The sequence below is a fragment of the Arthrobacter sp. 05T45 genome (assembly GCF_056395875.1).
In genome coordinates this window covers 41,088-66,344 of sequence record NZ_JBFTKI010000021.1, presented here as the reverse complement: position 1 = coordinate 66,344, position 25,257 = coordinate 41,088, and the positions used below count along the sequence as shown (strand labels likewise).

The 25,257-nt window shown below is 65.4% G+C and carries 25 protein-coding genes; 19 read left to right on the top strand and 6 right to left on the bottom strand.

Going from position 1 to position 25,257, the window contains the following annotated elements; genetic code table 11:
* Positions 1-42: 42 nt before the first annotated feature.
* From AC1DGD_RS17190 to AC1DGD_RS17135, 12 genes are all read left to right on the top strand, one after another.
* Entirely contained in the window at positions 43-1,332 is a 1,290-nt protein-coding gene (locus AC1DGD_RS17190) for an ABC transporter substrate-binding protein (RefSeq protein WP_476857625.1), read from the top strand.
* Between the two features lie 53 nt (positions 1,333-1,385).
* Positions 1,386-2,345, top strand: coding sequence for a carbohydrate ABC transporter permease (locus AC1DGD_RS17185; RefSeq protein WP_476857624.1), 960 nt, complete (start codon positions 1,386-1,388; stop codon positions 2,343-2,345).
* Between the two features lie 3 nt (positions 2,346-2,348).
* The gene (locus AC1DGD_RS17180) at positions 2,349-3,185 is read left to right on the top strand and encodes a carbohydrate ABC transporter permease (RefSeq protein WP_223913472.1); all 837 of its coding nucleotides are present in this window, start codon (positions 2,349-2,351) and stop codon (positions 3,183-3,185) included.
* 6 nt (positions 3,186-3,191) lie between these two features.
* On the top strand, positions 3,192-3,563 hold the full coding sequence (locus AC1DGD_RS17175) for a nuclear transport factor 2 family protein (protein ID WP_476849724.1): 372 nt from the start codon (positions 3,192-3,194) through the stop codon (positions 3,561-3,563).
* A 30-nt stretch (positions 3,564-3,593) separates the two neighbouring features.
* Positions 3,594-4,370: a TIM barrel protein gene (locus AC1DGD_RS17170; RefSeq protein WP_476857623.1), complete on the top strand. Its 777-nt coding sequence runs from the start codon at positions 3,594-3,596 to the stop codon at positions 4,368-4,370.
* Complete coding sequence (locus tag AC1DGD_RS17165) at positions 4,364-5,926, top strand: GMC oxidoreductase (RefSeq protein WP_476857622.1); 1,563 nt, start codon at positions 4,364-4,366, stop codon at positions 5,924-5,926. Before AC1DGD_RS17170 ends, AC1DGD_RS17165 begins: the two co-directional genes overlap by 7 nt.
* A 73-nt stretch (positions 5,927-5,999) precedes the next feature.
* A complete protein-coding gene (locus AC1DGD_RS17160; RefSeq protein WP_230009126.1) occupies positions 6,000-6,395 on the top strand; it encodes a C-glycoside deglycosidase beta subunit domain-containing protein in 396 nt (131 codons plus the stop codon).
* Positions 6,392-7,495 (top strand): sugar phosphate isomerase/epimerase family protein, encoded by a 1,104-nt coding sequence (locus AC1DGD_RS17155; RefSeq protein ID WP_476857621.1) that lies wholly within the window; start codon positions 6,392-6,394, stop codon positions 7,493-7,495. Before AC1DGD_RS17160 ends, AC1DGD_RS17155 begins: the two co-directional genes overlap by 4 nt.
* Before the next feature lie 20 nt (positions 7,496-7,515).
* The gene (locus AC1DGD_RS17150) at positions 7,516-8,580 is read left to right on the top strand and encodes a sugar phosphate isomerase/epimerase family protein (protein ID WP_476857620.1); all 1,065 of its coding nucleotides are present in this window, start codon (positions 7,516-7,518) and stop codon (positions 8,578-8,580) included.
* Positions 8,581-8,588: 8 nt separating this feature from the next.
* Positions 8,589-8,987, top strand: coding sequence for a C-glycoside deglycosidase beta subunit domain-containing protein (locus tag AC1DGD_RS17145; RefSeq protein WP_223913478.1), 399 nt, complete (start codon positions 8,589-8,591; stop codon positions 8,985-8,987).
* Positions 8,984-10,195, top strand: a complete 1,212-nt coding sequence (locus AC1DGD_RS17140) for a Gfo/Idh/MocA family protein (RefSeq protein WP_230009300.1) — start codon at positions 8,984-8,986, stop codon at positions 10,193-10,195. Before AC1DGD_RS17145 ends, AC1DGD_RS17140 begins: the two co-directional genes overlap by 4 nt.
* A gap of 13 nt (positions 10,196-10,208) precedes the next feature.
* Positions 10,209-11,213, top strand: a complete 1,005-nt coding sequence (locus AC1DGD_RS17135; RefSeq protein ID WP_476857619.1) for a sugar phosphate isomerase/epimerase family protein — start codon at positions 10,209-10,211, stop codon at positions 11,211-11,213.
* An 84-nt stretch (positions 11,214-11,297) separates the two neighbouring features.
* On the opposite strand, the gene AC1DGD_RS17130 is transcribed toward AC1DGD_RS17135, so the two are convergent.
* Positions 11,298-12,341, bottom strand: coding sequence for a restriction endonuclease subunit R (locus tag AC1DGD_RS17130; RefSeq protein ID WP_476857618.1), 1,044 nt, complete (start codon positions 12,339-12,341; stop codon positions 11,298-11,300).
* Positions 12,342-12,394: 53 nt separating this feature from the next.
* Between AC1DGD_RS17130 and AC1DGD_RS17125 the strand changes: the two genes are divergently transcribed.
* Complete coding sequence (locus AC1DGD_RS17125) at positions 12,395-12,811, top strand: C-glycoside deglycosidase beta subunit domain-containing protein (protein WP_476849716.1); 417 nt, start codon at positions 12,395-12,397, stop codon at positions 12,809-12,811.
* Positions 12,812-12,840: 29 nt separating this feature from the next.
* Here the strand turns inward: AC1DGD_RS17125 and AC1DGD_RS17120 are convergent, their stop codons facing one another.
* Complete coding sequence (locus AC1DGD_RS17120; RefSeq protein WP_476849715.1) at positions 12,841-14,103, bottom strand: ROK family protein; 1,263 nt, start codon at positions 14,101-14,103, stop codon at positions 12,841-12,843.
* Between the two features lie 106 nt (positions 14,104-14,209).
* On the opposite strand from AC1DGD_RS17120, the gene AC1DGD_RS17115 reads away from it, so the two are divergent.
* The 6 genes from AC1DGD_RS17115 to AC1DGD_RS17090 all read left to right on the top strand — a co-directional run bounded on the left by AC1DGD_RS17115 (position 14,210) and on the right by AC1DGD_RS17090 (position 21,201).
* Positions 14,210-15,250: a Gfo/Idh/MocA family protein gene (locus AC1DGD_RS17115; RefSeq protein ID WP_476849714.1), complete on the top strand. Its 1,041-nt coding sequence runs from the start codon at positions 14,210-14,212 to the stop codon at positions 15,248-15,250.
* Positions 15,247-16,044: a hypothetical protein gene (locus tag AC1DGD_RS17110; RefSeq protein ID WP_476849713.1), complete on the top strand. Its 798-nt coding sequence runs from the start codon at positions 15,247-15,249 to the stop codon at positions 16,042-16,044. The genes AC1DGD_RS17115 and AC1DGD_RS17110 overlap by 4 nt, the downstream gene beginning before the upstream one ends.
* Before the next feature lie 187 nt (positions 16,045-16,231).
* A complete protein-coding gene (locus AC1DGD_RS17105) occupies positions 16,232-17,713 on the top strand; it encodes an MFS transporter (RefSeq protein WP_476857617.1) in 1,482 nt (493 codons plus the stop codon).
* Between the two features lie 16 nt (positions 17,714-17,729).
* Positions 17,730-19,307 carry a GMC oxidoreductase gene (locus AC1DGD_RS17100; RefSeq protein WP_476857616.1) on the top strand — a complete coding sequence of 526 codons (1,578 nt, stop codon included), beginning with the start codon at positions 17,730-17,732 and terminating at the stop codon, positions 19,305-19,307.
* Positions 19,308-19,382: 75 nt separating this feature from the next.
* The gene (locus AC1DGD_RS17095; protein WP_476849710.1) at positions 19,383-20,345 is read left to right on the top strand and encodes a LysR family transcriptional regulator; all 963 of its coding nucleotides are present in this window, start codon (positions 19,383-19,385) and stop codon (positions 20,343-20,345) included.
* Positions 20,346-20,418: 73 nt separating this feature from the next.
* The gene (locus tag AC1DGD_RS17090) at positions 20,419-21,201 is read left to right on the top strand and encodes an SDR family NAD(P)-dependent oxidoreductase (RefSeq protein WP_476857615.1); all 783 of its coding nucleotides are present in this window, start codon (positions 20,419-20,421) and stop codon (positions 21,199-21,201) included.
* An 18-nt stretch (positions 21,202-21,219) separates the two neighbouring features.
* Here the strand turns inward: AC1DGD_RS17090 and AC1DGD_RS17085 are convergent, their stop codons facing one another.
* From AC1DGD_RS17085 to AC1DGD_RS17070, 4 genes are read right to left on the bottom strand one after another with little or no spacing between them, the layout of a single operon-like run.
* On the bottom strand, positions 21,220-21,996 hold the full coding sequence (locus AC1DGD_RS17085; RefSeq protein ID WP_230008665.1) for an SDR family oxidoreductase: 777 nt from the start codon (positions 21,994-21,996) through the stop codon (positions 21,220-21,222).
* Between the two features lies 1 nt (position 21,997).
* Entirely contained in the window at positions 21,998-22,996 is a 999-nt protein-coding gene (locus tag AC1DGD_RS17080; protein ID WP_476857614.1) for a fumarylacetoacetate hydrolase family protein, read from the bottom strand.
* Between the two features lie 10 nt (positions 22,997-23,006).
* Positions 23,007-24,080 carry an amidohydrolase family protein gene (locus AC1DGD_RS17075; protein ID WP_476857613.1) on the bottom strand — a complete coding sequence of 358 codons (1,074 nt, stop codon included), beginning with the start codon at positions 24,078-24,080 and terminating at the stop codon, positions 23,007-23,009.
* On the bottom strand, positions 24,077-25,201 hold the full coding sequence (locus tag AC1DGD_RS17070; RefSeq protein WP_476857612.1) for an FAD-dependent monooxygenase: 1,125 nt from the start codon (positions 25,199-25,201) through the stop codon (positions 24,077-24,079). The genes AC1DGD_RS17075 and AC1DGD_RS17070 overlap by 4 nt, the downstream gene beginning before the upstream one ends.
* Positions 25,202-25,257 lie beyond the last annotated feature (56 nt).

The window sequence follows — 25,257 nt, the reverse complement described above, 5'->3', positions numbered from 1 at the left end:
CGACACCCGGATTTTTGGACAATGAAGTCAGAAAGGCTGGACATGACACAGCACCGTCGCTATTCAGGCCTGAAGGTCGGCGCCCTCGCCGTCCCCACCGTCGCAGCACTCATTCTTACCGGTTGCTCGGCCTCCACCGGCAGCAGCTCCTCTTCGGGTGGTTCCCAGGAATTTTCACTGTCCTTCGCGACATCCAACACCATCGAGAGCCCCTTCCAGGTGTTGGCAGAAAATTACATGAAGTCACACCCGAACGTGAAAATCACCTTCAATCCTCAGCCGAACGACTCCTACGACCAGACCCTGCGCACACAGCTCCAGGCCGGAAACGCCTCAGACGTCGTAGTGACCTCACCCGGCTCCGGCACCGGCCGCAGCATCCTGCCGCTCGTCCAGGCAGGTTTCCTTGAGCCGCTTGACGATGCCGCGAAGCAACTGCTCCCCGAGGGAAGCGCCAGCACCTTTGGAACCGACGGCAAGGTGTACGGCCAGGCCACGGAAATCACGATCTCTGCCTTGGTGAGTAATGAGACGGCTGCAGCTGCAGCCGGCGGCTTCCCTGCCGACTATTCCTCCCTCCAGCAGCAGTGCAAGGCTCTGGAGTCCTCCGGTAAATCCCTCTTTGCCCTTGCCGGATCAGCCCCTCCCAACACAGGGCTGATGGCGATGTCCCTGGCAGCCTCGCGCGTCTACGCGGAAGACCCGAAATGGAACGATAAGCGCGCTGCCAAGGAAACCACCTTCGCCGGCTCGGACGGTTGGAAGGCAGCCCTCGAAGCAGTTAATACCTTGAAGGACGCGGGCTGCTTCCAGAAGGGTGCTGCCGGCGGCGGCTTCGATGCCATCACCAAGGGGCTTGCCAGCGGAACGTCCGTGAGCGGCTTCATCCCGGCTCCAAGCTGGAAGCAGCTGCAGTCCGCCGCCGGGGGCTCCCAGTTCGCCGTACGGCCGTTCCCGGCGGAACAGGGCTCAGGTAATAGCTACGTATTTGCCAGCGCAAACTACGCCTTCTCCATCAACGCGGCCTCCAAGAACAAGGACGCTGCCAAGGCCTTCCTCGACTGGGCCGCCCAGCCTGAGCAGACCAAGGCCTTCGCAGAAATCGACGGTGCCCTGCCGGTCAGCGGACTCGACAAGTACGATTTCGACGCCGGCGCCTACAAGAACGTCGGAGGCCTGATCAAGGACGGCAAGTACGGCCCCCTGCCCAACATCCAGTGGCCGAATTCCGCCGTCTACGACGCACTGGCCACGGGGGTCCAGGGCATCATCACCGGCCAGAAGAGCCCTGACCAGGTCCTGCAGGCTATGGACGCGGCCTGGGAACAGTAGAGTTCTTCACCATCAACGTTCCGACGACTCAAAGGGACAAGCAAGGAATACCAATGACTGCGACGATGCAATCGAAAAGCGAAGCAGCTGAAGCACCCCGGCGAGGCAAGCGGACGCCGGGGACGGGTGAGAACACCCGTCCCCGGCGGGGGCCCATGGAGTTCGGACACTGGTGGTGGGCGCTGCCCGGGATCGCCCTGGTGTTTGCCATTCACTACGTGGCAACCGGAATCGGCGGATTCTTCGCCTTTACCAACTGGACGGGCATCGGCTCGTTCAAAATCACGGGCTGGACAAACTTTGAGGCCATCTTCAAGGACCCCACGAAACTCGGAGCCCTCTCCAACACCCTCTTTCTGGCCTTTGGCTCGGTTCTCCTGGGCAACATCGCCGGGTTGGTCATTGCGCTGGGCCTGAACCGCGTCGTCAAGACGCGCTACATCCTCCGGACCCTCTTCTTCATGCCGGTGGTGCTCAGCCCGCTAGCCACGGCCTACATCTGGAAATACATCTTCGACTTCGACGGTCCGCTCAATGCCTTCCTTACGGCAATAGGCGCCGGCGACCAGGCCAAGCCGTGGCTGGCCGATCCGCAGTGGGCCATCTGGACGGTCCTGGTGGTGCTGGTCTGGTCTTCCACCGGCTTTGCCATGGTGATTTTTATGGCCGGCCTGGCCGGTGTCCCCGTGGAAGTGGAGGAGGCGGCGGCCATTGACGGCGCCAATCTGTGGCAGCGGTTCCGCAACGTTACCCTGCCCGCCATCCGCCCCGCCGTCGCCATCGCCACCACGCTGGGAATCGTCCAGGGGCTGCGCGTCTTCGATCCCATCATGGCGCTCACCGGCGGCGGACCGGCCGGAGCGACGGAAACGCTGGCCACGCTGGTTTACAAGCAGGCCTTTGCGCTCGGGAACTTCGGCGGCGGTGCCGCCCTGGCCCTGGTGCTCGCCGCCATCATCCTGATCTTCGCCGTTCTCCAGCAGCGGCTGACGCGTTCGAACCCTGAGGACTAAGCCATGTTCCGCTACACCAAACTCACCCTGCTTCGCGAAGTCGGCCTATGGGCGCTCGCCCTGGTGTTCCTCGCACCGTTCTACTTCCTGGTGACAACTGCCCTGAAGCCGGACAACGAGTTGTTCACCACTTCGGCCCTGGCTCCGCCAACAAGCCCTGACTTCAGCAACTTCATCGACGTCCTCACCGCCACCGGCAACTCCAACGTGGTGATGGGCCTGGTCAACAGCGCCATCATCACCGCAGGCAGCATCGTGGGGCTGATCGCACTCGGTTCCATCACCGGATATGTCATCTCCCGCAGCACCCGACGCTGGAGCAAGGGCGCGTATTACCTCTTCCTGATCGCCATCATCCTCCCCGGCCAGCTCGGCGCCGTCCCGCTCTACATGGGTGCACGGGCCCTTGGGCTCACCGGATCCGCTTGGGGCCTGATCATCCTCTACACGGGCATGCTCCTGCCGTTGTCGATCTTCCTCTACGCAAACTTCTTCCGCGGCCTCGGCACGGACTACGAAGAAGCGGCCACCATCGACGGCGCCAGCAAATCCCAGATTTTCTCCAAGGTGGTGTTCCCCATGATGGCCCCAGCCACGGGAACGGTCACCATCTTCGCCGGGCTCATCGTGTGGAACGACTTCTTCACGTCGCTGATCTTCCTGGGCGGCTCCGCCAACCAGACGCTGCCGGTGGCCATGTACTACTACATCGGCTCCCTGGTCTCCCAGTGGAACTCGATCTTCGCGATAGTGATCGTCTCCATGATTCCCATCCTGGCGCTGTTCCTGTTCGCGCAGAAACGGTTCATCCAGGGCTTCTCCGGCGGCCTGAAGGGCTGACCCGCGATGGTTGACAACCGCGCAGCGTTCGAGCGCTTCGTGGAGATCTTCTACACCCAAAAACGGGTGCGTGAAGCCTTCGACTTCCTTGTGGCCGACGACTACCGGCAGCACAACCCGACCATTCCTGACGGGCCTGAGGCGGCAGTAAGGATGCTGACGCCGAAGTTCGACGGATCGCCAGACTCCCGGTTCGAGGTTCAGCGCATCCTGGTGGACGGTGACCTGGCGTTGGTGCATGTACGCGCTTCAGGTCCCGGGCGTCCCGACGCCGCCGTCGCAGACATTTACCGCTTCGAAAACGGGCGGATTGTTGAGCACTGGGACGTGCTTCAGCCGGTTCCCGAGCACCCGGTCCACGACCACCCCATGTTTTAGACCACCATCTCAATTCCCTAGGAGACATCCATGTTTCAACTTTCGCCCAATATCGACCTTTTGTTCGCCGAAGCAGGCGAAAGTGCTGCTGACCGGGTTCGCGCGGCGGCAGCGGCCGGCTTCGACGCCGTCGAAATGTGGGGCCCAACGGGCAAAGACATCCCGGCCCTGAAGCACGCGCTCGACGAAACCGGAGTCCAGCTCACCTCCCAACTGGCGGAACCGCGTATGCAGTTCATGATCCCGCCCCGCAACCACGATGCTTTCTACACCGGGCTGGACGCCGGCGTCGAAGTGGCACAGCAGCTCGGCTGCCCCCGGATGGTAGTGGGCAGCGGTACCGGATTCGGCGGCCGCAAGCGGCAGGACCAGCTGAACGAACTGATCGAGATCTTCACCCGAGGCGTCGCGCACATCGAGGGTTCCGGCATCACCCTGGTCCTCGAACCGGTGAACGTCAGGGTTGACCACCCGGGAGCCCTCCTGGACCGGACCTCGGAAGCCGTCTATGTCGCCAAGGGCGTCAACTCGCCCAACTTCGGCGTTCTCTACGACCTCTACCACTCCACGGTCGAGGGCGAGGACGTGGCCGCCGAGCTCGCCAACGCCGGCGACCTCATCAAGTATGTTCAGATCGCCGATGCGCCGGGGCGCGGCGAACCCGGCTCGGGATCCATCGACTGGCACGCCCGGCTCACGGACCTGGGGAACAGCGGGTATGCCGGCCCCATCGGGCTCGAGTACTATCCGACGATCGACTCGGCGAAGTCCGTCCGGCGCATCCAGGAACTGGTGGCGGGATGGTGAGCGGTAACCGGTATCCCGTTGCGGTCGACGTCGCCATCGTCGGCAGCGGCCCCACGGCATCGGCATACGCGCGGATCCTCAGCGAGGAAGCTCCTGGTGCCACCATCGCCATGTTCGAGGTGGGCCCCACGGTCAGCAATCCACCCGGGGCGCACGTCAAGAACATTGAGGATCCTGAACGCCGCAGCCTCGCGCAGCGGGCATCGGAAGGTCCCGGTGCAGGTGCCGAAACCGTGAACTCACCCGGCGCGGTCAAAAGCGGGGAGCGAAGGGCCAGGCCCGGAACCTACCTGCTGCAGGACGGCTACGTCTTCCCCGGCGAGGACGGGATGCCCGTTGCCGCCATGTCCAGCAACGTGGGCGGCATGGCCGCCCACTGGACCGCTGCCTGCCCCCGCCCGGGCGGCAAAGAGCGCATTCCGTTCCTGCCGGACCTTGAAGAGCTTCTTGAGGACGCCGACCGGCTGCTGGGGGTGACCACCCGCGCCTTTGACGGGGCTCCGTTCTCTGACCTCGTCCGGGAACGACTCGCCGCCGCCGTAGACGCGGGCCGTGGCACCGCCTACCGCGTCCAGCCCATGCCTCTTGCTGTACACCGGCGGGAGGACGGCGGCCTGGTCTGGTCAGGTTCCGACGTCGTGATGGGGGATGTGACCCGCGAAAATCCGCAGTTTGAACTCTTTGATGAGGCGCTGGTAACGCGTGTGCTCCTGGAGGATGGCGCTGCTGCCGGCATCGAAGTCCAGGACCGCCGCAGCGGCGAAACCCATCAGGTGGCCGCCCGCTACGTTGTGGTGGGTGCGGATGCCCTGCGCACGCCGCAGCTGCTGTGGGCTTCCGGGATCCGGCCTGACGCCCTGGGCCGCTACCTCAACGACCAGGCGCAGGTAGTGTTCGCGAGCCGGCTGCGCGATGTCACGGCTCCGCAGGGCCGGGCAGCCGCCAACGGCGCGCTCAGTGAGCAGAGCGGAGTTGCCTGGGTTCCCTACACGGACGGGGCGCCCTTCCACGGCCAGATCATGCAACTGGATGCGTCACCGGTTCCCTTGGCCGACGATGACCCCGTTGTCCCGGGCTCTATCGTGGGGCTTGGCCTGTTCTGCGCCAAGGATCTGCAGCGCGAGGACCGGGTGGCATTCGACGACGGTGTCCGTGACTCGTACGGAATGCCCGCCATGCGCATCCACTATCGCCTCACAGAGCGGGATCACGAGGTGCTGGACCGCGCCAAGCAGGAAATTGTCCGCCTGGGCAAGGCGGTGGGTGAACCGCTCGACGAGCGTCCGTTCGTCATGCCGCCCGGCGCTTCGCTTCACTACCAGGGCACAACCAGGATGGGTGCAACGGACGACGGCGAGAGCGTGTGTTCGCCCGACAGTCAGGTGTGGCAGGTCCCCGGCCTCTTCGTGGCCGGCAACGGCGTCATTCCCACCGCCACGGCCTGCAATCCCACGCTGACCGCTGTGGCGCTCGCAGTGCGCGGGGCCCGGAAACTCACAGAACAACTCAACAGCTCTTTACTTATGTCTAAATCAGACAATAGACTGACTAAATAATGAATAAGTGGTGCGATGCCGCTGCTATTTCGTTCCATCACAGGCAAGGCATGCCGCAGACAAGGAGGTCTCGATGATCGCCGACCGCATAATCGAGCAGGGAACACTGATCACCCAGGACGGCCGTACCGCCGTCGAAGTCCGCATCCCCTGGTACCGGGCCCTGCCGGGTTCCTGCATCGCTGGAGCTGCATTGACAGTGGACGGCGTCGCCGCCCCCGAGGGCTCACTGCGCTGGACCATGAACAACCGCACTTTCAGCTTCGAGGAACTCGTGGACGAGACCGGCGAATGGTGGTTCCCGCTGGACTCGGCAGTCCTTTCGGGCGACCTTCCCGTCCCGGACAGCCGGACCGAGCACGAGGTCAGGGTGGACCTGAAGCTCTACATCCCCTACATCATCACCGACCACGGCGTGCTGCACATCGAAGAGCACGACACCAAGACCATGAAGGTGGAACAGCGATGACCAGCCTCGGCACGCCGATCCAGGGCGTCACCCTTTACAGCTTCACCCGGGCCTTCCACGCCCGGCAGTACGACCTCGATGGCCTGATCCGCAAAGTGGCGGCCGAAGGCTTCGGCCCAGGGCTCGAAGTCATCGGATTCTCCAGCCTGCGCGGCTTCCCGGACCGGATCGATGACAACTTCGTGGGCCAGTTCCGTGATCTTGTGGCCGAGGTTGACCTGGTCCCCACCTCCCTCGCAGTCAACGTTGACACCGGTATCCGCCGCGACCGGCTGATGAACCATGACGAGCTTGTCGAATACATGCGCAAGCAGATCGAAGTGGCCGCCAGGCTCGGCTTCCCGATCGCCCGGGTGCAGATCTCACTGACTCCGGACGCCATGGAATGCCTGCTGCCCGTGGCCGAGAAGTACGGCGTCACCCTGGCCCTCGAAGTCCACGCGGACCAGCATGGCGCCCACGAACGTGTCCTGGCCCTTCGCGACCGCTACGAGAAACTCAATTCCCCCTTGCTCGGCTTCACCGCCGACTGGGGTGCCACCGTTACCGGCTTTGCGCCCTCCCTGCTGGAGGCCTACCGCCGCCGTGGTGCTTCGGAGGAACTTCTCGGACAGGTGGTTGACCTGTGGAATGGTTTCTACGTCGACGGACCGCCAAACACGCAAAAGGTTCACGGTGAACGCTTCGGTGCCTTCATCGGCCTGGCGGCCCGCAACGGCCGGCCCGATCTTGGCATTGACTTCGCCATCAACGGAACAGGGCTTTTCGGTCCTGCCCCGCTGGACACCTGGCTGGAGATCATGCCTTGGGTCCGCCACGTGCACGGCAAGTTCTTCGGCATTGACGAGACCGGCGAAGAGCCCTCGGTGCCGGTCCGGAGCCTTGTCCGGCAACTGGTTGAGAACGGCTACTCCGGCGCAATCTCCAGCGAATACGAAGGCTGGCACTGGAACAACTGGCAGGACCCGTTCGACATCATCCGCGGCGAGCAGGCCGTCCAGCGCTCAGCGGCCGCCAACGCCGGTTCGGCCATGATCACCGACGCTTCAGAAGCCCGCCGCATCCTCAACAGCCATCTCGCCCAGCCCGTCCGCGGCTGACAACGAAGGAACCAGAAATCATGTCAGAAGGCATCGCAGGCTCGGGCATCGAGCTTGGCATTACCCTCTATTCGCTCACCTCCGAGTTCGCCGCCGGACTCTACACTCCTGAGACGCTGATCAAAGCTGTTGCAGATGAAGGCCTCGGCCCGGGGGTTGAGTTCAACATCGCCCAGATGCTGCGCACCTACCCGGACGTCGACGACGACTTCGTCCGCCTGTGGCGCGACAGCATGGACCGCTACGGCCTGACCCCCAGCGCAGTGGGCACCAACCTGGACATGGGCCGCCGCAAGGACCGGGACATGACACCCGATGAGGAGTACGACTTCTTCGCCGCGCAGCTGCACACGGCCAACAAGCTTGGATTCCACCGCGTGGTGATCCGCTCCGCGGGCAAGGAATTGCTCCGCCGGCTGCTTCCCCTGGCCGAGAAGTACGACCAGAAGCTCGGCTACGAAATTCACGCGCCGCAGGGCCCGAACGATCCCAAGATCCTGCAGATCCGCGAGATGTACGAGGAACTGGCAAGCGACCGGCTCGGTTTCACCGCAGACTTCAGCTCGACGATGCACAGCCTTTCCCCGACCCTCTTCCGCACGTTGACGCAAATGGGGCTGCCCGAGGAGCACTTTGCCGTCATGCAGGACATCTGGCGCAAGCCGTTGCCGATGCAGGAGCGCAACCAGGAGTTCGAGGACTACCTGAACGCCAACAACTTCGACCCCGCGCGCCTTGGTCCCTTCACCCGGCTGGCGTTCAACATGCACGGACTGGTTCCGCCGGAGGAATGGCTGGATATCATGCCGCAGATCTTCCATGTCCACGCGAAGTTCTACGACATCGACGAACACGGCAATGAACCCGCGATGGACATTCCCCGCATTGTGCGCCAGTTCGTCAAGGGCGGCTACCAGGGCTACCTGTCCAGCGAGTGGGAGGGCCACGCGTTCGCCGACCTGGGCGAATCCGATCCGATCGACCTCGTCAAGAAGCAGCACACGCTGATGCGGCATGCCATCGAAGAAGCCGCTGATCCAAATGCATCCGACTCCCACCCGACCCTGGTCGAGACTGTTAAGTAAGGAAAGCCATGGCAACTCACAATTCCCTGTTCCAGGACACCGACGTCCGCAGGCACCCCGAGGGGATTGCCGTATCGGTGCAGCTGCCCTGGTACCGCAGCCTCTGGCTGTCCGCCGTTGACGACGTCGTTGCAACGGTCAACGGCGTGGAGATTCCCAAGGAGTCCCTCCGCTTCGAACTGCAGGACAAGTCCTACTCCATAGCTGAACTCCCGGAGCAATGGGAAACCCTGTGGTTCGTCGCAGACAAGCCCGACGTGATCATCCCGCTGGACCGCGTCCCCGACGCCGGCGAGGAGATCGACGTCGAGGTCATCCTCACCCTGCGCCTGCTGTATATGCAGATCGCGCCGATGCGCTACGTGGGCAACCGCGTCGCGGTTGAACGGACGGTGGTGCTCGCATGAAAACCCTGCGCGTGGCCATGATCGGTTATGGCTTCATGGGTGCTGCCCACTCCCAAGGCTGGCGGACGGCGCCGCGGGTATTCGGCCTGCCTGCCGAACCGGAAATGGCGGTTATCGTCGGCCGTAACGCTGAAGCGGTCGCCGCCGCTGCCAGCAAGTGGGGCTGGGCCGAGTCAGCAACAGACTGGCGGGACGTGATCGCCCGTGACGATATCGACGTCGTCGATATCGTCACCCCCGGCGACTCCCACGCCGAAATCGCGATCGCCGCGCTGGAGGCCGGTAAGCACGTTTTGTGCGAAAAACCACTCGCCAACTCGGTGGCGGAAGCCGAAGCGATGGCCGAAGCTGCCGAACGGGCGGCTGCCCGGGGCATCCAGGCAATGGTCGGTTTCACCTACCGCCGCGTTCCGGCCGTCACCTTCCTCCGCAACCTCATCGCCGAAGGCGCCGTCGGCACGATCAACCAGGTGCGTGCCTCCTACCGGCAGGACTGGCTGGTGGACCCGGAGATGCCGCTGGCGTGGCGTCTGCAGAAGGAACACGCCGGCTCGGGGGCCCTGGGGGACATCGGTGCCCACGCCATCGACCTGGCCCAGTTCGTCACCGGCTTGAACCTGGAGAAGGTGTCCGGCGTTATCGACACCATCGTGAAGGAGCGGCCTCTTTTGAAGGGCTCCACTTCAGGCTCCGGACCTTCCGATACCGGGCTTTCCGGCGCTGCCGGCGTCGGCTCCGGCCAGGTGACGGTGGACGATATCGCCATCTTCACGGGCCGCTTCGAATCCGGCGCGCTGGCGTCGTTCGAGGCCACCCGGTTTGCCACCGGCCGGAAGAACGCGCTGCAGATTGAGGTTTCCGGGGACAAGGGCGCCTTGGCCTTCGACCTGGAGGACCTCAATAGCGTCCAGTTCTACGACCGCACGGCCCCTGCGGACCGCCAGGGCTTCCGGAAGATCCTGGTCACGGAAGCGGAGCATCCCTACGTTTCGGCGTGGTGGCCGGCAGGGCACATGCTCGGTTACGAGCACGGGTTCTCCCACCAGGTCAAGGACCTCGTGGAAGGCATCGTGGGCGGCGCCGTCCCGCATTCGTCGTTCGCCGACGGGCTGAGGGTGCAGCGGGTGCTCGACGCTGTCCAGCGCAGTTCCGAAAATGATTCCGCCTGGACACGGGTCGCTGCCGGCGTTCCCGTGCCGGCCAGTTGAGGAGGGGAAGTACGTGGCACGACCAATTACGTTGTTCACCGGCCAGTGGGCCGACCTGCCGTTCGAGGAGGTGGCCCGGCTCGCCGGCGAGTGGGGCTACGACGGGCTGGAGATCGCCTGCTGGGGTGACCACCTGGATCCCTGGCGCTGGGACGACGACGCCTATGTGCAGGGCAAGCTGGACATTCTTGAACGCCACGGCCTCAAAGTGTGGACCATCTCCAACCACCTCAAGGGCCAGGCCATCTGCGACGACCCGATCGACGAACGGCACCGCGGCATCCTGCCGGACGTCGTATGGGGCGACGGCGATCCTGAAGGGGTCCGCCGTCGTGCCGCCGAGGAACTGAAGAACACTGCACGGCTCGCCGCAAAGCTGGGCGTGAAAACGGTGACCGGCTTTACGGGATCGTCCATCTGGAAGTACGTGGCAATGTTCCCGCCCGCCTCCGAAAAGATGGTCGACGCCGGCTACCAGGATTTTGCCGACCGGTGGAACCCCATCCTCGATGTCTTTGACGAGGTGGGCGTCCGGTTCGCCCATGAGGTGCACCCGTCAGAGATCGCTTACGACTACTGGACAACGCAGCGCGCCCTCGAGGCGATCGGGCACCGCGAGGCCTTTGGCCTGAACTGGGACCCGAGCCACATGGTGTGGCAGGACATCGACCCTGTGGGGTTCCTGTGGGACTTCAAGGACCGGATCTACCATGTGCACTGCAAGGACACGAAGAAGCGCCTGTCCAACGGGCGCAACGGCCGGCTGTCCTCCCATTTGCCCTGGGCTGATCCGCGCCGCGGCTGGGACTTCATCTCCACCGGCCACGGCGACGTGCCTTGGGAGGATGCGTTCCGGATGCTGAACGCCATCGACTACCGCGGGCCGCTGTCCGTGGAGTGGGAGGACGCCGGAATGGACAGGCTGAAGGGCGCCCCCGAGGCGCTGGCTTTCGTGCGCCGGCTCTCCTGCTATGAACCCTCCGCCGCAGCTTTCGACGCCGCATTCAGCACGAAATAATTCGCAGACAAGTGAGGCCGGCCCCGCGGGGCCGGCCTTTCCTGTGCCATGAGCTTCTTGTATCCGGTCAGCTTTTTATATCGGTCAGAGGGCAGCCCGGGCCGCTGGTGCCGGCTCCACCAATGCTGGCTCCGCGAGGGCTGCCCCCGCCAGGGCCAGGTGACTCCGCGTCATCTCTGTTGGGTCGTCCTGCAGCCACTCGTGGCCGCCCCACTCGCTGGTCAGCGTGCCCGTGAAGCCGGTCCCGCGCAGCAGGCTGCCGAGGTCATGCAGCGGCTGGGAAACCCGGCCGCCGTCGTCGTCCAGATCCCAGAACTTCAGATGGAAGGCGCCCACCAGGGGGAGGATGCCCTGCAGGTCTGCGGCGTCACTGCGGCCGAAGCGGATGAGCAGGTTCATGAAGAGGGTGTGAATGCGCGGCGGAATCTTCCCTGCGCGGAGCAGGGCGGTGACAGCATCGTGGGTGGCGGGATCGCGCCAGTCGTTCTCCAGGCGCGCCAGAAGATCGGAAGGTACGCCGCCCTGCCGCAACTCATGAAGGTAGGTGACGGGAAGGGCCGGCATGAGCATGCTGATGTCGACGAGTACCCGCACGCGCTCATCTGCCAGTCCGGCTATCGCATCCAGTGCTGGTGCCACCGAAGGGTTGTTTGGAGCCTGCTGCCCTTGGATTTCTTCGTAGAGCACCAGGTCGAGTTCATGCAGCAGCGGCTGCAGCAACGTGAGCAGTTCCGTGCCTGCCTGTCCGATCGGTAACCGGATCCCGCGGGCACCCACTCGGCTGGCGGCGCTGAGCTGGGGGACCAGGAAGTCCAAACGCTCCTGCAACGAGCGGCGGTCGGTTGCGGACGTGAAGTCGTCGAGGCTGGCGCCAACGATGCTGACGCGTCCCCCTCTTGCCGCCAGCGAATCCCGCAGTTCGTCTACCTCGGCGTCCTGCGGAGCGGGGAAGGACCGCCACAGCAGCCCAGGTTCGAGCTCTATTGTCTTCGTCACGGACTCCGCGATGCCAATCACAACGTCCGCGGCTGTCCGCCGGGCTGCCGTGATCTCCGGAGTCCAGTTGAACGAGCTGGCGCAGAGGGTCCAGTTCTCAGGAAGTGCGGAGGCCATGAGATGCCTTCCCATTTATGCTTGTTAATGACAAACTTATGTCACTTTTAGGATAAAGGACAAAAGCCATGTTGCAAACCGCTTTGCGCGAAGATGCGCTGACGGCCACGCCGGAAGGCTTTGAACTCCGGCTCGGCCTGTCATGGATCCGCTCAATGCCCCTTTCCAGCGTGGCTGAGCTCGCAGTTGAGGTCGACGGCATCCCGGTGGCACCACGGGAGTTGGTGGTGGTGCTGGGGGCCCGACGCGTGGGTGCGTACGCATTGCAGGCGGAGTCCGGGTGGTGGTTCGTGCAGGACAGGCTGGTCCTGGCCGGCAGGCGCGAGCTTTCCCTCGGGGTGCACGCCATCGCCGTCGACTTCCAGCTGCTGGTGCCCTACCTTCAGGCGCGTCCCGGTTCGCCGCTGGTCCTGCCGTTCCATCTGGAGGCCCAGCTGGAGCTTGACCGGGCGCCGGTACCCAGCGTCTCCCGCGACGTGGCCTGAGCGGCTATGCCCAGGCCACGCAGTGGACCCTATGCGGGAACGGCGTGCCGTTCCGGTGAGGGCCTGCCGTCAGCAAACCAGCGCGGGAAGGTGACATCGAACAGCTGCTCGCGCGCCAGCTCGGCTCCTCCGCGCAGGGGTTCGCGCTCATCGTTGACGGACAAGGTGATGGTGAGGTCGCGGGTGGCGAGCGGCAGGGACAGTTCGTAGACCCGCTGGCGCACTTCGGCCAGGAATACTTCGCCGGCCGATCCCATGGCCCCGCCGATGACGATGATTCCGGGGTTGAACATGTTCACCAGGGCTGCAATGGTCTCACCCGCTACCCGGGCCGACTTTTGAATCAGTGTGATGGCCAGCGGGTCCCCGGCCTGGGCCGCGAGGGTGATCTCCTCGAGGGTCAGTGTCCCCTTTTTTGCCAGCGGAGCCAGGGAGCTGTGGGTGCCTTCCCTGACAGCCTCTTCCGCGTCCCTGACCAGGGCCCAGCCGCTGGCCACCGCTTCGAGACAGCCGATCTTGCCGCAGCGGCATTGGGCATGGGAGTCGGAAACCCGGACATGGCCGATGTCGCCGGCCGCGCCGTTGGCGCCGCGGTGGATCCTGCCCTGGGACAGCAGGCCGGCACCGATGCCGGAACCGATCTTGCAATAGATGAGGTTCGCGAGGGATTCGCGACGCCGGGCGCGCTCACCAAGGGCAAGCAGGTTGACGTCGTTATCCACCCACACCGGTGCGTTAAAGCGGTCCTCGAAGGGTGTGCGGACATCGAATCCATTCCACCCGGGCATGATCGGAGGTGCCACCGGTTGTCCCGTGGCGAAGTCAACCGGGCCGGGGAGGCCCACCACCACACCCCAGACGGGCACTTGGTGATCCTTTTTCAGCACGTCGTCAACGAGCGCCATCACGGCGTCAATGGTCTTCTCGGGGCCCTGGGCGATATCCCAGGTGCGGTGCGTGTGTGCCAGGATGTCGCCGTCCAGGGCAGTGACGCCAACCCTTATATGAGCGGCTCCGAGGGCACATATGACGATCCGGCCCTGCTCCGCGCGGAAGCGAAGGGTCCGGGGTGCGCGGCCACCGGAGGAGGCGCCGAATTCTCCATCCCCGAGAAAGCCGATCTCAATGGCCTGGTCCACACGCTGGCTGACAACGCCCCTGCCCAGCCCGGTGACCTTGCCGATTTCAGGGCGCGTTGTCGCCTCGCCCGTTCGCACCAGGTTGACGATCCTCAGCAGGCTCGTCACTTCATCCGTTTGTGCTCCAAAGCGGAGTGTGGACTCTGTCGTCATGATCACAATTCTCACACATAAGAGGGGACTAAGGTGGGGTTGAACGCGACTATAGCCGGATATTTCCGTACTTATGAATAATAAGGACAAAAGGGGGAGGGCGACGATGCCTTGGAATATAGGAGTTCTTGGGGCCGGGCCGGGCGTCGCGGCCCTGCATCTGCCGGTGCTGGGGCGCCTGGCGGAGCTGTTCAAGGTGGTGCACATTGCCGATGCGGGAAGTGGGCGCGCCCAGGGCCTGGCCGAAAGGCTTGGTGCCCGGTGGTCAGTGGGGGAGGCGGACCTGCTTGCGGACCCGGCTGTCCACCTGGTGGCCATCTGCAGCCCGCCCGCTGAACATGCCCGCCAAATCCTGGCGGCTGTAGCCGCGGGGAAGCCTGCAATCTTTTGCGAGAAGCCGTTGGCCACCAGCAGGGAAGAAGCCGACGAAGTCATCTCTGCCTGCCGGCTCGCGGGAACGGTCCTTCTGGTGGGGACGAACCACCTGTTTGACGCCGCGTGGGGGCGGGCCAGGCATCATCTTGTGGCCCTCGCGGGCCGGGTACAGGCGATCTCCGTGACGCTGGCGCTCCCGCCGAATGACAGGTACCACCGGCTGGTCGCCGAGGGCGGCCCTTTCCAGGCCGCCCGGCGGGGACGCCTGGACCTCGACAGTCCTGTGGTTGCGGCCGGCGTCCTGCGGCAGCTGCTGACCGGTCTTGCGATCCATGATCTCCCGGCCGTGAGGGACATCGCGCCAGGCATCGACGAGGTTGTCTACGCCAGGGTCGCTCCGCCAGTCGGCTACCTTGTGGGGTATCGGGCCGGCGGAATCCTGGTCCAGTTGGCGCTTACCATGCTTCCGGAAGGACCGGATGCCCTCTGGAGGATGAATATCGCCACCTCCCACGACCGCATCGAGGTGAATTTCCCGCCCGCCTTTGTCCATGCCGGAAGCGCGGCCACCCGAGTGCGAAGCACGGACGGGCAGTGGACGGAGTACAGGCGGGATCCGGAAGACGGCTATATGGCTGAGTGGCGCCTGCTTGCCTCGCTCCTTGAAGGCGGGGTCCCGGTGGAGTACGACGAGCTGCTGGCTGACTCGCAGTTTGCAATCGACCTGGCCGATGCTGCCGCAGCGAAGGTTCTGGAAGGGGTGTCGCAATGAGTTCGGCAGATCCAGGGCTCGGCATCTTCACGGTGTTACCTTCCTATGTCGCGGCTGTCGCCGAGCTTTCCGTCAGTGCTGCACTCACCAGAGGCGTCAGCGGGGCGGTGGCTGTGGTGCCTGGATCCGGCGATTGGTGGCAGGGCATGCTGGACGCCCGGGCCAGGGGAGCGGCGGCCGTGGTGATTGCGGACCCTGCTGCGCTCCCGCAGAAAGGAATCGGAGCCTACCCGTGGCCCGGTGACATCCCGGTCATCGTTGAGCGTCCCCGGCTGCGCCCGGATGTGGTTGCCGATGCCCTCCGGGCCAGACGAGGCAGGCCGGCCCGGATCGTCACCGTCGAGTGCGCTGCCCCCGCGGCAGGCGTTGAAGCGGTAATCCGCGACGGCTTGGGCTGGGCCCGGTCACTGGTCGGGGGCCCGTTGACGCTCCAGGTGTGCAGTGCCACGGCGCAAGCCAGGATTGCCCTGCTGGATTCAGGGGGATCCGCGGGCGGGGCAATGCCCGTCACCCTGGGGGCGACGGCGGCAGCAGGCCTTCACGCCGACGGCCTGCTCCAGGTGCTGGCCCTCGGCGAGGTGCGAACCGAAGTCACCATGGACCAGCAGGCCGGGCTGACGCGGCTGGAGACGTCCACCGGGGACGGGACACTAAGGGCTCCGGAGCGCTATGAATCATCAGCCCGTCTGGCGCTGCGCCGGGCTATCGAGGCGCGGTCTTCCGGTCAGCCCGGAACGGACCTGGATGAGCTGCTCGAGGACATGTCCCTCACGCGCGCCGTGCTTGCTACATAAATGGGCACCCGCCATAGGCGTCTAATTCACGCATTCTTTTGTTGCTTTCAAACTAAAGTGCGGTAGCATGAGTAACGGCGCCGGGGTTCCTTCCGAACCCGTTCTCCGTCGTGATGGTGCGCCGGAGGCACAATACGTCGCGTCGACGGCCCGATCGTTCGGGTAGATCACTATGCCACTTTCACCTTTGAGACTCCGTCTCCTTGTTATCTCCCTGCTCACGGTTTCGTTCCTCGGGGCCCTGGACCACACCGTGGTGTCCACATCCCTGGCTACGGTTGCGGGTGAGCTGGGCGCGCTGAAGCTCATGAGCTGGGTTGTTGTGGGATACACCCTCGCGAGCACAGTGCTGCTGCCGGTGCTCGGCAAACTAGGTGATGTCCTGGGAGCCCGCCGGATCTTCCTCGGTTCGCTGGTGATGTTCCTGGCGGCCTCCCTGGCCTGCGGCTTCTCGCAGGACATGGCCTGGCTTATCGCCGCGCGCGTCCTGCAGGGGATGAGCTCCGCGGGCCTGCAGCTGATGTCGCAGACCATCATCGCCAGGGTCACCTCGCAGCGGGAACGTCCGCGCTACATGGCCATCATTGGCGCAGCTTTCCCCATCGCGGTCCTGGTTGGACCCGTTCTCGGCGGCGCCATCACCGATTACTGGGGATGGCAGTGGGTTTTCTGGATCAACATCCCGGTGGGCGCTGCAGCCCTGGCCCTTGCCCTGGTTGCCGTTCCCCACCTGGAGCCTGGCCCCATGCCCCGCCACTTCGATGTTGCCGGGGCGGCTGTATTTACCGCCGCACTGGTGGCCCTTGTCCTCGCCGCCACCTGGGCCGCAGAACGCAGCGCGGGCCCCGCCACCGCTGCCGCGCTCGCGGTCAGCATGCTGGGCTTTGTTGCCTTCTACTTTGTTGAGCGCCGCGCACCCGAACCCATCGTCCCCCTGCATTTCTTCGCCAACCGGACCATCGCGGCAGGCACCGCACTCTCGGCGATTATCGGCGTCGGCCTCTTCTCCATCACCGCCTATTTGCCCACATACGTCCAAATGGCGTACCAGACAACCGCCACCGTGTCCGGGCTCGTGCCGATCGCAACCGTGTTCGGCATGCTGACCAGCAACCTGCTCACCGGATGGCTGGCCAGCAGGACGGGGCGGTACCGGATCTTCCCCATCCTGGGAACATCGTTGGGGGCCGCCGGACTCTTTGTGATGGCGGTGCTGCCCGCCGGGCTTCCGCTGTGGGTTCCCATGATCGTCATGGCCGTTGTTGGGATGGGCACCGGCGCGTTCATGAGCCTGATCGTCACTGTGGTCCAGGGAGCTGTTCCTGCCAGCCAGACCGGCACCATCACCGCGACCATCAACCTGGTGCGGCAGGTGGGCTCAACAGTGGCGACGGCGATTATCGGCGGGGTGATCGGCTTCGGCGTGGCGGCCCTCTTGCCGGCGGGCCTGGACGCTTCCACCCTGACCCCGCAACTGGTCAAAGGGGCCGCTCCGGCAGTGCAGGCCAGCGTGGCTCAGATCTACGGCTCAGTCTTCGCCCCCATCTTTATTGCCTTGGCGGCCACGTACGCCGTGGGAATAGTCGCGGCGGTCCTGCTTCCGCACGGGCGCCTCTCCGACGAACCCGTTCCCGCCCCCCAAACAACTTCCGAATCCCTTTCGGCCTGATTTCAAAGGAGACATCATGTCCAACCCAACCATCGCCATCGTCGGCAGCGGGCCCATCGGCTCCACCTATGCGCGGGTGCTCCTCGAGCAGGTCCCGAACGCGCGGGTGGTGATGTTCGAAGCCGGACCGCAGGTGACGGAGGTTCCCGGCGAAAGCGTCCGCAACATTGCCGACCCTGGCGAAAAGGCTCGTGCGCGCGAAATGTCGCAGGGGCCGCAGGCCGGCGCCTACCGGGAGTCGCTCGGCATCCCGGCAGCCACAGTCACCGAGGGCATGTTCACCGCCCGCCAGGGAACCCACCTTCTGGACTTCGGCGGTGCGGGCTCCGCCCACGCCTCGAGTTTTCCCGCGGCGGCTGCGGCCACCAACGTGGGTGGCCAAGGTGCGCACTGGACCTGCGCGACGCCGTCGCCCGCCTTCAGTGAAAAAGTCCCCTTCATAGCTGACGAGGAATGGGACGGTCTGATTGAGGACGCGAAGCAGCTGCTGCACGTCCACAGCGCAGCGTTTGCCGACTCCGCCGTTGGTGAGGCCATTCGGACCCTCCTCGATGAAGAGTTCGGCGCGGAGCTGCCGGAAGGGTACGGCGTGGGCACCCTTCCGGTTGCCGGGGACCCGCAGCCCGACGGCTCGGTGCGCTGGGCGGGGGCCGACGTCGTCCTCGGCCCGCTGATCGACAAGGACAGCCCGCTCTCGAAGCAGTTCGAACTCCGTGACCTCACCCTGGTCCGCCGCGTGGAACTGGACGGACACCGGGTCACCGGTGTCACCGTCGAGGACCTCCGCACCGGGGAGAAGTCATTCGTGGCAGCAGACATCGTGGTGGTGGCCGCCGATGCCTTCCGCTCCCCGCAGCTCCTCTGGGCATCCGGTGTGCGGCCGCAGGCCCTCGGCCACTACCTGACCGAGCATCCCGTGGTCATCTCCACGGTGGCGCTGGACGCCGAAAGGATGGGGCGGTACGCCACCGAAGAAGACCTTAAGGCCGAGCTGGCCCGGCGCGCACTGAACCCGGCAGACCCCGTCGCGGCGGTCAACCGCATCCCGTTCTCAGAGCCGGAACACCCCTTCTCCGTCCAGGTCATGTACACAGAGACCACGCCGTTCCCAATGGAGCCGGGAACCCCGTACTCCGAGAACCGCTGGGGCTACGTCAACATGGGCTACGGCATGCGCAAGCACCCGCGCTACGAGGATGCCGTCACGTTCGACGACAATGAGCCGGACTACCGGGGATTCCCCAACATGAGAATCGAGTATGCGCTCACAGAACGGGAAAACGCGGAAATCGCCGAGGCAACCGAGCGGCTGCGGCGTGCCGGCAAGGCCCTGGGCGCCTTCGTGGCCGAGCCCAGGCTAATGCCGAACGGCTCGAGCCTGCACTACCAGGGCACCATGCGCATGGGTGAAACCGACGATGGCACCTCGGTGGCGGATCCCTGGTCACGCGTGTGGGGCTACAACAACCTGGTGGTGGGCGGAAATGCGCTCATTCCGACGGCCACGGCCATGAATCCCACGCTGATGAGCGTGGCCATCGCCGTCCGCGGTGCCCGGAAGGTTGCTGAGGAGCTTGGTTCGCAGAGTGCCTAGGTCAGCTGCTCGTTGGGGCTCAGACGCCCGCCAGCTGTGGCCGGGCTGACGTCGAGGCACGGATAACCTGTGGGTATGAAGAACCTGGACCTCAACCTGCTGCCCCAGCTGCAGGTCCTGCTGGAACTGCGGAATATCTCCCGGGCAGCCGAGAGGCTCCAGCTCAGCCAGCCGGCCACCAGCGCCGCAATGGCCAGGCTCCGGCGCCATTTCGACGACGAACTCCTGGTGCGGAACGGCCGCGCCTATGACCTCACGCCCTTCGCACAGTCCCTGGTCCCGCTGGTTGATGAAGCCATGCTTCACATCCAGCGGGCCACGCGGGTGCGGTCCGGCTTCGACGCCGGCACGAGCGAGCGGGAGTTCATTATCGCCGCCTCGGATTACGCGGCGGCCCTGATCGTGGGGCCGCTGCGGGGGATACTGCGCGAGGAGGCCCCCGGAGTGTCGGTGGATTTCGTTCCCACAGCCAAGTCCGGGATCCAGGGCCAGATGGCCGACTACTCAAAAATCGACCTGCTCGTCGGGCCCACGGGATACCAGATGCAGGGAGCCAGCAAGCAGCTGTTCCGGGACAGCTTTGTTGCTGTGGCTGACACCGGAAATCCCCTGCTCCAGCGGCCCCGGCTCACCGTGGAGGACCTGGCCACCGTTCCCCACGCCGTCGGCTATTTCGGTGAGGGAATCAGCACCCCGGCGGACAAGCTGTTCGAATCGCGAGGTATTCAGCGCCGCGTGGCGGCTGTGGTGGCCGGGTTCCTGTCCCTGCCACTCCTGGTGGAAGGGACAGACCTCGTGGCGCTCGTCCCCGGGATGCTGGCAGCACGGGCCCAGCGCGGCGCGGATATCGTTGTGCTGGGGTTCTCCGAAGGCGCTGAAGCGTCCCTCGTGGAAGCGATGTACTGGCACCCGTCCCAGGCGGAGGACCCTGCCAGCGTCTGGCTGCGTTCCGTGGTCCAGCGGGCCTGTTCGCGGCTGCACGAACTCTTCCCCATCACCGCGCACCCGGTAACTATCCACGCGGCGGATACCACCTAGAACCAAAGCGCCGTTCCCCATCCGGACCATCCCTGCGAAAGTCGAAGAAACGTACTTTCGAAAGGGATCCCCCATGCCTGTCTCCAGCCAGCGCCTCGACGGCAAGACCGCCGTCATCACCGGAACGGCCAGCGGCCAAGGCAGGGCGGCGGCGCTCGCCTTCGCCGAGGCGGGCGCCGTGGTGGTGGGCTGTGACATGGACGACGACGGCGCCGCGGCCACCGTCCGCCAGGTCACCGCCGCCGGGGGCCGGATGAGCAGCAGCCGGGTTGACCTCACAGACGAGGCCGCTGTGGCGGCATGGGCGCAGGACGTAGCCGCAAACCACGGCCAGGTGCACATCCTGTATGCCAACGCGGCGGTCACCCGCTTCGCCCCGGTGGAGCAGCTCACGTTTGCCGACTGGAAGTGGAATGTCGAACACGAGATGGATGTGGTGTTCCTGCCGGTCAAATACTTCTGGCCACAACTGATCCGGGTGCGGGACGCCGCCATCGTGCTGGTGGGATCCACGGCAGGAGTTACCGGTTCCATGACCAACGGCCGGCTGGCCCACACCGCCACGAAGGGGGCCGTGGTGGCCATGACCAGGCAGCTCGCGGCCGAAGGGGCTCCGCATGGACTCCGCGTCAATACTGTCAGCCCCGGAATGATCCGCACCGCAGCGACCGAGGGCAACCTCCTGGCCGCCGACCACCCCATGCGGTCCATCGCCGGCAGCATCCCGTTGGGCCGGATCGGCACGCCGGAAGAAGTGGCCAAATGCGCGCTGTTCCTGGCCTCCGACGAAGCGTCATACGTGACGGGCGCCAACCTGATGGTCGACGGCGGCTGGTCGGCCGTGCTGCCGGGCTAGTTGGAATCGTGCACCGCGTCAGCGCATGGCGTCGGAGACAGACTTTGCTCCGCCGTGGCCCGACTGGCCGCCGTCCACCGGGATCTCGGCGCCGGTCACGAAGGACGAGAGCGGGCTGAGGAGGAACAGCACGACGCCGGCCACTTCCTCCACGCTTCCAGTGCGGCCCAGCGGGGTCTCGGCCAGGGTGGCCTGCCTGAATTCCGGCTTAGCGCTCGCCGTCATGGGCGTTTCGATGAAGCCCGGATGGACAGTATTAACGCGGATCCCCCGCGGGCCGAGTTCCATGGCCGCCACCTGCGAGAGGCCCCGCAACGCCCACTTGCTGGCGGTATAGGCCACCGGATAGTGCGCGGTCAGGCCTGCGACGGAACCGACATTGACGATGGATGCGGCACTGCCCATCAGCGGTGCGAGCGCCTGGATCCCCAGCAAGCTTCCGGCGACATTGACTTCATAGACGCGCTGCAGGTCAGCCACAGAGGCATCCAGCAACCGGCTCCGCTGGGTGATGCCCGCATTGTTGACCAGCCCGTCCACCTGCCACCCCTGGGACTCGATCCAGGAAGCGAGATCGGACCAGCCGGAGGCATCGCTGACGTCCAGCTGCCGGTACACCAGCGCACCGGCCGAAGACGATGACACGGCGGCCAGCTCGGCCGGTATGTCCGCTGCGAGGTCTGTGGCAATGACGCGGGCCCCGGCCTCCACCAGCATGCGCGCCTCGGCAGCGCCCTGGCCCTGGCCAGCGCCGGTGACCACCACGGTCCGGCCATCGAGCTGAAGGGAGAGCACCCTAGATACCGGACGTAACCGCAGCGGCAACCCGGTTGCGCGGACGCTGCCGGGCACGCACCAGAGTCCCGGCGTTACGGCGTTCACCTACCGTGTTCTCTATGGTCCCGATGCCTTCCACCGTCATGCGGACCATGTCTCCCGTCTTCAGCGGCGGGGGAGTCTTCGCGCCGTTCCGTCCCCAGAGCTCCGCGAGGCAACCGCTGCCGCAGGTGCCGGAGCCCAGCACATCGCCGGGCCGGACCACGGAGTCCTGCGAGGCGTAGGCCACTAGCTCGGCGAACGGCCAACCCATATTGGACAGCAGGTCCTGGCCGATGGCTTTCCCGTTGACTTCCACGGCCATGGAGATCGGCAGGAACCCCTCGGCGTCGTGCAGGTCCTCGAACTCATCCGCGGTGACAATCCAAGGCCCCAGCGTATTGGCGAAGTCTTTGCCCTTGCACGGCCCCAGGCTGACTCTCATCTCCCGGCGCTGCAGGTCCCGCGCCGACCAGTCGTTGAGGACGGTGTAGCCGAAAATGTGCCGGTGCGCCTCCGCTGCAGTCAGGTTCCGGCCGTCGCTTCCGGGGACGCGCCCGACGACGGCGGCTACCTCGGTCTCGAAGTCCAGGTCCTCGCAGCCCGCCGGAATACCAATCACCTCGCCGGTGCCGGTCACCGTATGCGGGTTGGTGAAGTAAAAGGTGGGCGCCTCGTACCATTCGGGCACCACGCCGGCCACGCCGTCGATGCTCTTCCGCACGCCTTCGACGTGTTCCTCGAACGCGACAAAATCCCGGATGGTGGCGGGCGCCAGTGGGGCGAGCAGCTGCACGTCCGCCAGCGGAACGGCCGGGCCAGACCCGATGATCCGCCGGGCCAAACCCAGGGTCGCCTCGAGCCCTGCTTCCAGGAGTGTCGGAACCGTCTGGCCTGCGGGCAGGGCATAGCAGTTACCGCCGTCGACGAAGCCGGACTGCGTCCCGCCGTCGTGGTTCCAGCTAGCAATCTTGACCATAAAAAAGTCCTTAAGCTGTGCGGCGGGCGGCGAGGGGGGAAGCGGGCGTGATGCCCAGGGCAGCGGCGTTGCCGGACAGCACCCTGGCCTCGTCCTCGGCGGAAAGCTGTGCCTCGATGACCTCGGCCGCGGGGCGGTCGGAGCCCATGTCGAACGGGTAGTCCGAGCCCAGCAGGACCTGCTCCGGGCCAGCGGCGGCCACGAGCGCCCGCAGTTCAGCCGGGCTGTGGACCAGGGAGTCGAAGAACAGCTTCTTCACATACGACGACGGCGGCTCAGCACAGCCGCGTGCCTCCGGCCGGACCCTCCAGGCGTGATCGGAGCGGCCAAGGCTGGTGGGAAGGTAGCCGCCGCCGTGCGCGGCCAGAACCAACAGGCTCGGGTGCCGGTCCAGGACACCGCTGAAGATCAGGTGGGACAGGGCCACCGCGTTTTCCGCGGGCTGGGAGACGGTGTTGGCGAGGTAGAAGCGGTCCAGCCGCTCGTCCAGCGAGCAGCCGAACGGGTGCAGGAAGACCAGCGCACCAAGCTCCTCGGCCCGGCTCCAGAACGGTTCCAGCCTGGGGTCGGACAGCTCAACGGTGCTGCGCTCCGGGTCGGCGGGGGTGGCGGCGAACGAGCCGATTTCCACGCCTAGCAACCCGCACTCCAGCATGGCGTGTTCCAGGGCTTCGACCATCAAGGAAGGATGCTGCAGCGGGACCAGGCCCAGGCCGTTCAGCCGTTCCGGGGCGCGGTCCACGAACTCCCGCACCGCCTGGTTGGCGGCCCTGGCAACCTGCAGGGCCAGCTCTTCCGCGGCGAAATAGTAGAAGTGCGACGGCGACGGAGAGACGAGCTGCACGTCCACGCCTTGGGCGTCCATGTCCGCAAGACGGCGGTCCAGGTCCGTCAGCTGCGGCCAGCGCTCCTTGATCATCTTTCCCGAAGCGGCCATCGACTCTGGTCCGTTGCGCCGGACTTCCAGGGCCTGTTGAGCGCCGAAGCCCTTGGGATCAGCTTCGGCCACCAATTGCTGCAGGGCCGGAAGCAGGATGTGGGCGTGGACGTCCACGGTGGGTTTTTCAGCAGGGCCGGTGCTCATGCGGGCTCCCTAACCAAGCTGGAGACTGAATGCATGAGGCCCGGCACGTTGGCGTCCCGGACGCCGTCGAGCATCCACTGGCCCAGCTGGACGGAGGCGTCGACCACTGCTTTTGCCCGGTCCAGTCGGCGGTCGGTGAACTCTTTCCAGAGTGTCTCGGTGATGTCGTCGGCGCCGATCAGGAGATCGGCCAGCACGGCTGCGTCTTCCATTGCCATGGCAGCACCTTGCGCAATGGTTGGCGGGCAGCTGTGGGCGGCGTCGCCGATGATGACGGTGCGGCCGCGGTTCCACGGCCCGTCCACCAGGTGGGTAGTGAACCAGGTGTAGTTGATACGGGCGCTCTGGTCCAGGTTGGCGCAGATCTCGTTCCATGGGCCGCCGTAGGCTGCGGCGAGTTCGGCCATAATGCGCGGGCCGTCCTCGTGTTTGCGCTCCTGGGCCCTTTCCACGAGGTAGGCGTAGATGGTGTCCGGGCCGGTGGGGCAGTAGCCGGCAATAAAGCAAGGGCCGCCGTACGTCAGGTCGGTGCGGACCACGTCCTGCGGCCTTTCCACGAACGCGCGCCAGATGCCCATGCCTGTGGACCGGGGTTCAACATCGATGCCGATGGCCTTGCGGACAGCTGAGTGCAGGCCGTCGGCGCCGATCAGGAGGTCGTAGCGGGCGGTGCCGCCGTCGGCGGTGCTCACGGTGACGGAACCGCCGTCGTCCGTTATTTCGGTGACCGTCTTGCCGTAGCTGATCCGTGCGCCTGCCTGCCCGGCACGCTCGCGGAGGATGGCGGTGAGGTCGGGGCGGTACATGCCCAGGGTGGCTGGGAGGTCGTCGCCGCCGGTCCGCATGTCATCCAACACGGCGATGACGGTGCCGGCGGGGTCCGGGGCGCGCAGGCCGAGGGTGCTGAACGCGTAGCCCTTCGCCTCGATTTGCTCCCAGACGCCAAGCTGGCGGAGGACCCGCAGGGCGTTCCCCTGCAATGTGATTCCAGAGCCAAGGGTTTGCGGGGCTTCGGCCTTCTCCAGGATTTCAACCTGGATTCCCGCGTCGGCCAGCAGGATGGCGGCGGTCAGTCCCGCGGCTCCCGCCCCGACGATTCCGACGTTCTGTACTGCTGCCATCGCTGACTCCTTTGTATTGACGGCCTGACTGATGATGGTTGTGGTGCTGTTGTACT

Coding starts and splice junctions, on each gene's coding strand:
- AC1DGD_RS17190 (WP_476857625.1), top strand. CDS start 43: ATGACACAGCACCGTCGCTATTCAGGCCTGAAGGTCGGCGCCCTCGCC.
- AC1DGD_RS17185 (WP_476857624.1), top strand. CDS start 1,386: ATGACTGCGACGATGCAATCGAAAAGCGAAGCAGCTGAAGCACCCCGG.
- AC1DGD_RS17180 (WP_223913472.1), top strand. CDS start 2,349: ATGTTCCGCTACACCAAACTCACCCTGCTTCGCGAAGTCGGCCTATGG.
- AC1DGD_RS17175 (WP_476849724.1), top strand. CDS start 3,192: ATGGTTGACAACCGCGCAGCGTTCGAGCGCTTCGTGGAGATCTTCTAC.
- AC1DGD_RS17170 (WP_476857623.1), top strand. CDS start 3,594: ATGTTTCAACTTTCGCCCAATATCGACCTTTTGTTCGCCGAAGCAGGC.
- AC1DGD_RS17165 (WP_476857622.1), top strand. CDS start 4,364: ATGGTGAGCGGTAACCGGTATCCCGTTGCGGTCGACGTCGCCATCGTC.
- AC1DGD_RS17160 (WP_230009126.1), top strand. CDS start 6,000: ATGATCGCCGACCGCATAATCGAGCAGGGAACACTGATCACCCAGGAC.
- AC1DGD_RS17155 (WP_476857621.1), top strand. CDS start 6,392: ATGACCAGCCTCGGCACGCCGATCCAGGGCGTCACCCTTTACAGCTTC.
- AC1DGD_RS17150 (WP_476857620.1), top strand. CDS start 7,516: ATGTCAGAAGGCATCGCAGGCTCGGGCATCGAGCTTGGCATTACCCTC.
- AC1DGD_RS17145 (WP_223913478.1), top strand. CDS start 8,589: ATGGCAACTCACAATTCCCTGTTCCAGGACACCGACGTCCGCAGGCAC.
- AC1DGD_RS17140 (WP_230009300.1), top strand. CDS start 8,984: ATGAAAACCCTGCGCGTGGCCATGATCGGTTATGGCTTCATGGGTGCT.
- AC1DGD_RS17130 (WP_476857618.1), bottom strand. CDS start 12,341: ATGGGAAGGCATCTCATGGCCTCCGCACTTCCTGAGAACTGGACCCTC.
- AC1DGD_RS17125 (WP_476849716.1), top strand. CDS start 12,395: ATGTTGCAAACCGCTTTGCGCGAAGATGCGCTGACGGCCACGCCGGAA.
- AC1DGD_RS17120 (WP_476849715.1), bottom strand. CDS start 14,103: ATGACGACAGAGTCCACACTCCGCTTTGGAGCACAAACGGATGAAGTG.
- AC1DGD_RS17115 (WP_476849714.1), top strand. CDS start 14,210: ATGCCTTGGAATATAGGAGTTCTTGGGGCCGGGCCGGGCGTCGCGGCC.
- AC1DGD_RS17110 (WP_476849713.1), top strand. CDS start 15,247: ATGAGTTCGGCAGATCCAGGGCTCGGCATCTTCACGGTGTTACCTTCC.
- AC1DGD_RS17100 (WP_476857616.1), top strand. CDS start 17,730: ATGTCCAACCCAACCATCGCCATCGTCGGCAGCGGGCCCATCGGCTCC.
- AC1DGD_RS17095 (WP_476849710.1), top strand. CDS start 19,383: ATGAAGAACCTGGACCTCAACCTGCTGCCCCAGCTGCAGGTCCTGCTG.
- AC1DGD_RS17090 (WP_476857615.1), top strand. CDS start 20,419: ATGCCTGTCTCCAGCCAGCGCCTCGACGGCAAGACCGCCGTCATCACC.
- AC1DGD_RS17080 (WP_476857614.1), bottom strand. CDS start 22,996: ATGGTCAAGATTGCTAGCTGGAACCACGACGGCGGGACGCAGTCCGGC.
- AC1DGD_RS17075 (WP_476857613.1), bottom strand. CDS start 24,080: ATGAGCACCGGCCCTGCTGAAAAACCCACCGTGGACGTCCACGCCCAC.
- AC1DGD_RS17070 (WP_476857612.1), bottom strand. CDS start 25,201: ATGGCAGCAGTACAGAACGTCGGAATCGTCGGGGCGGGAGCCGCGGGA.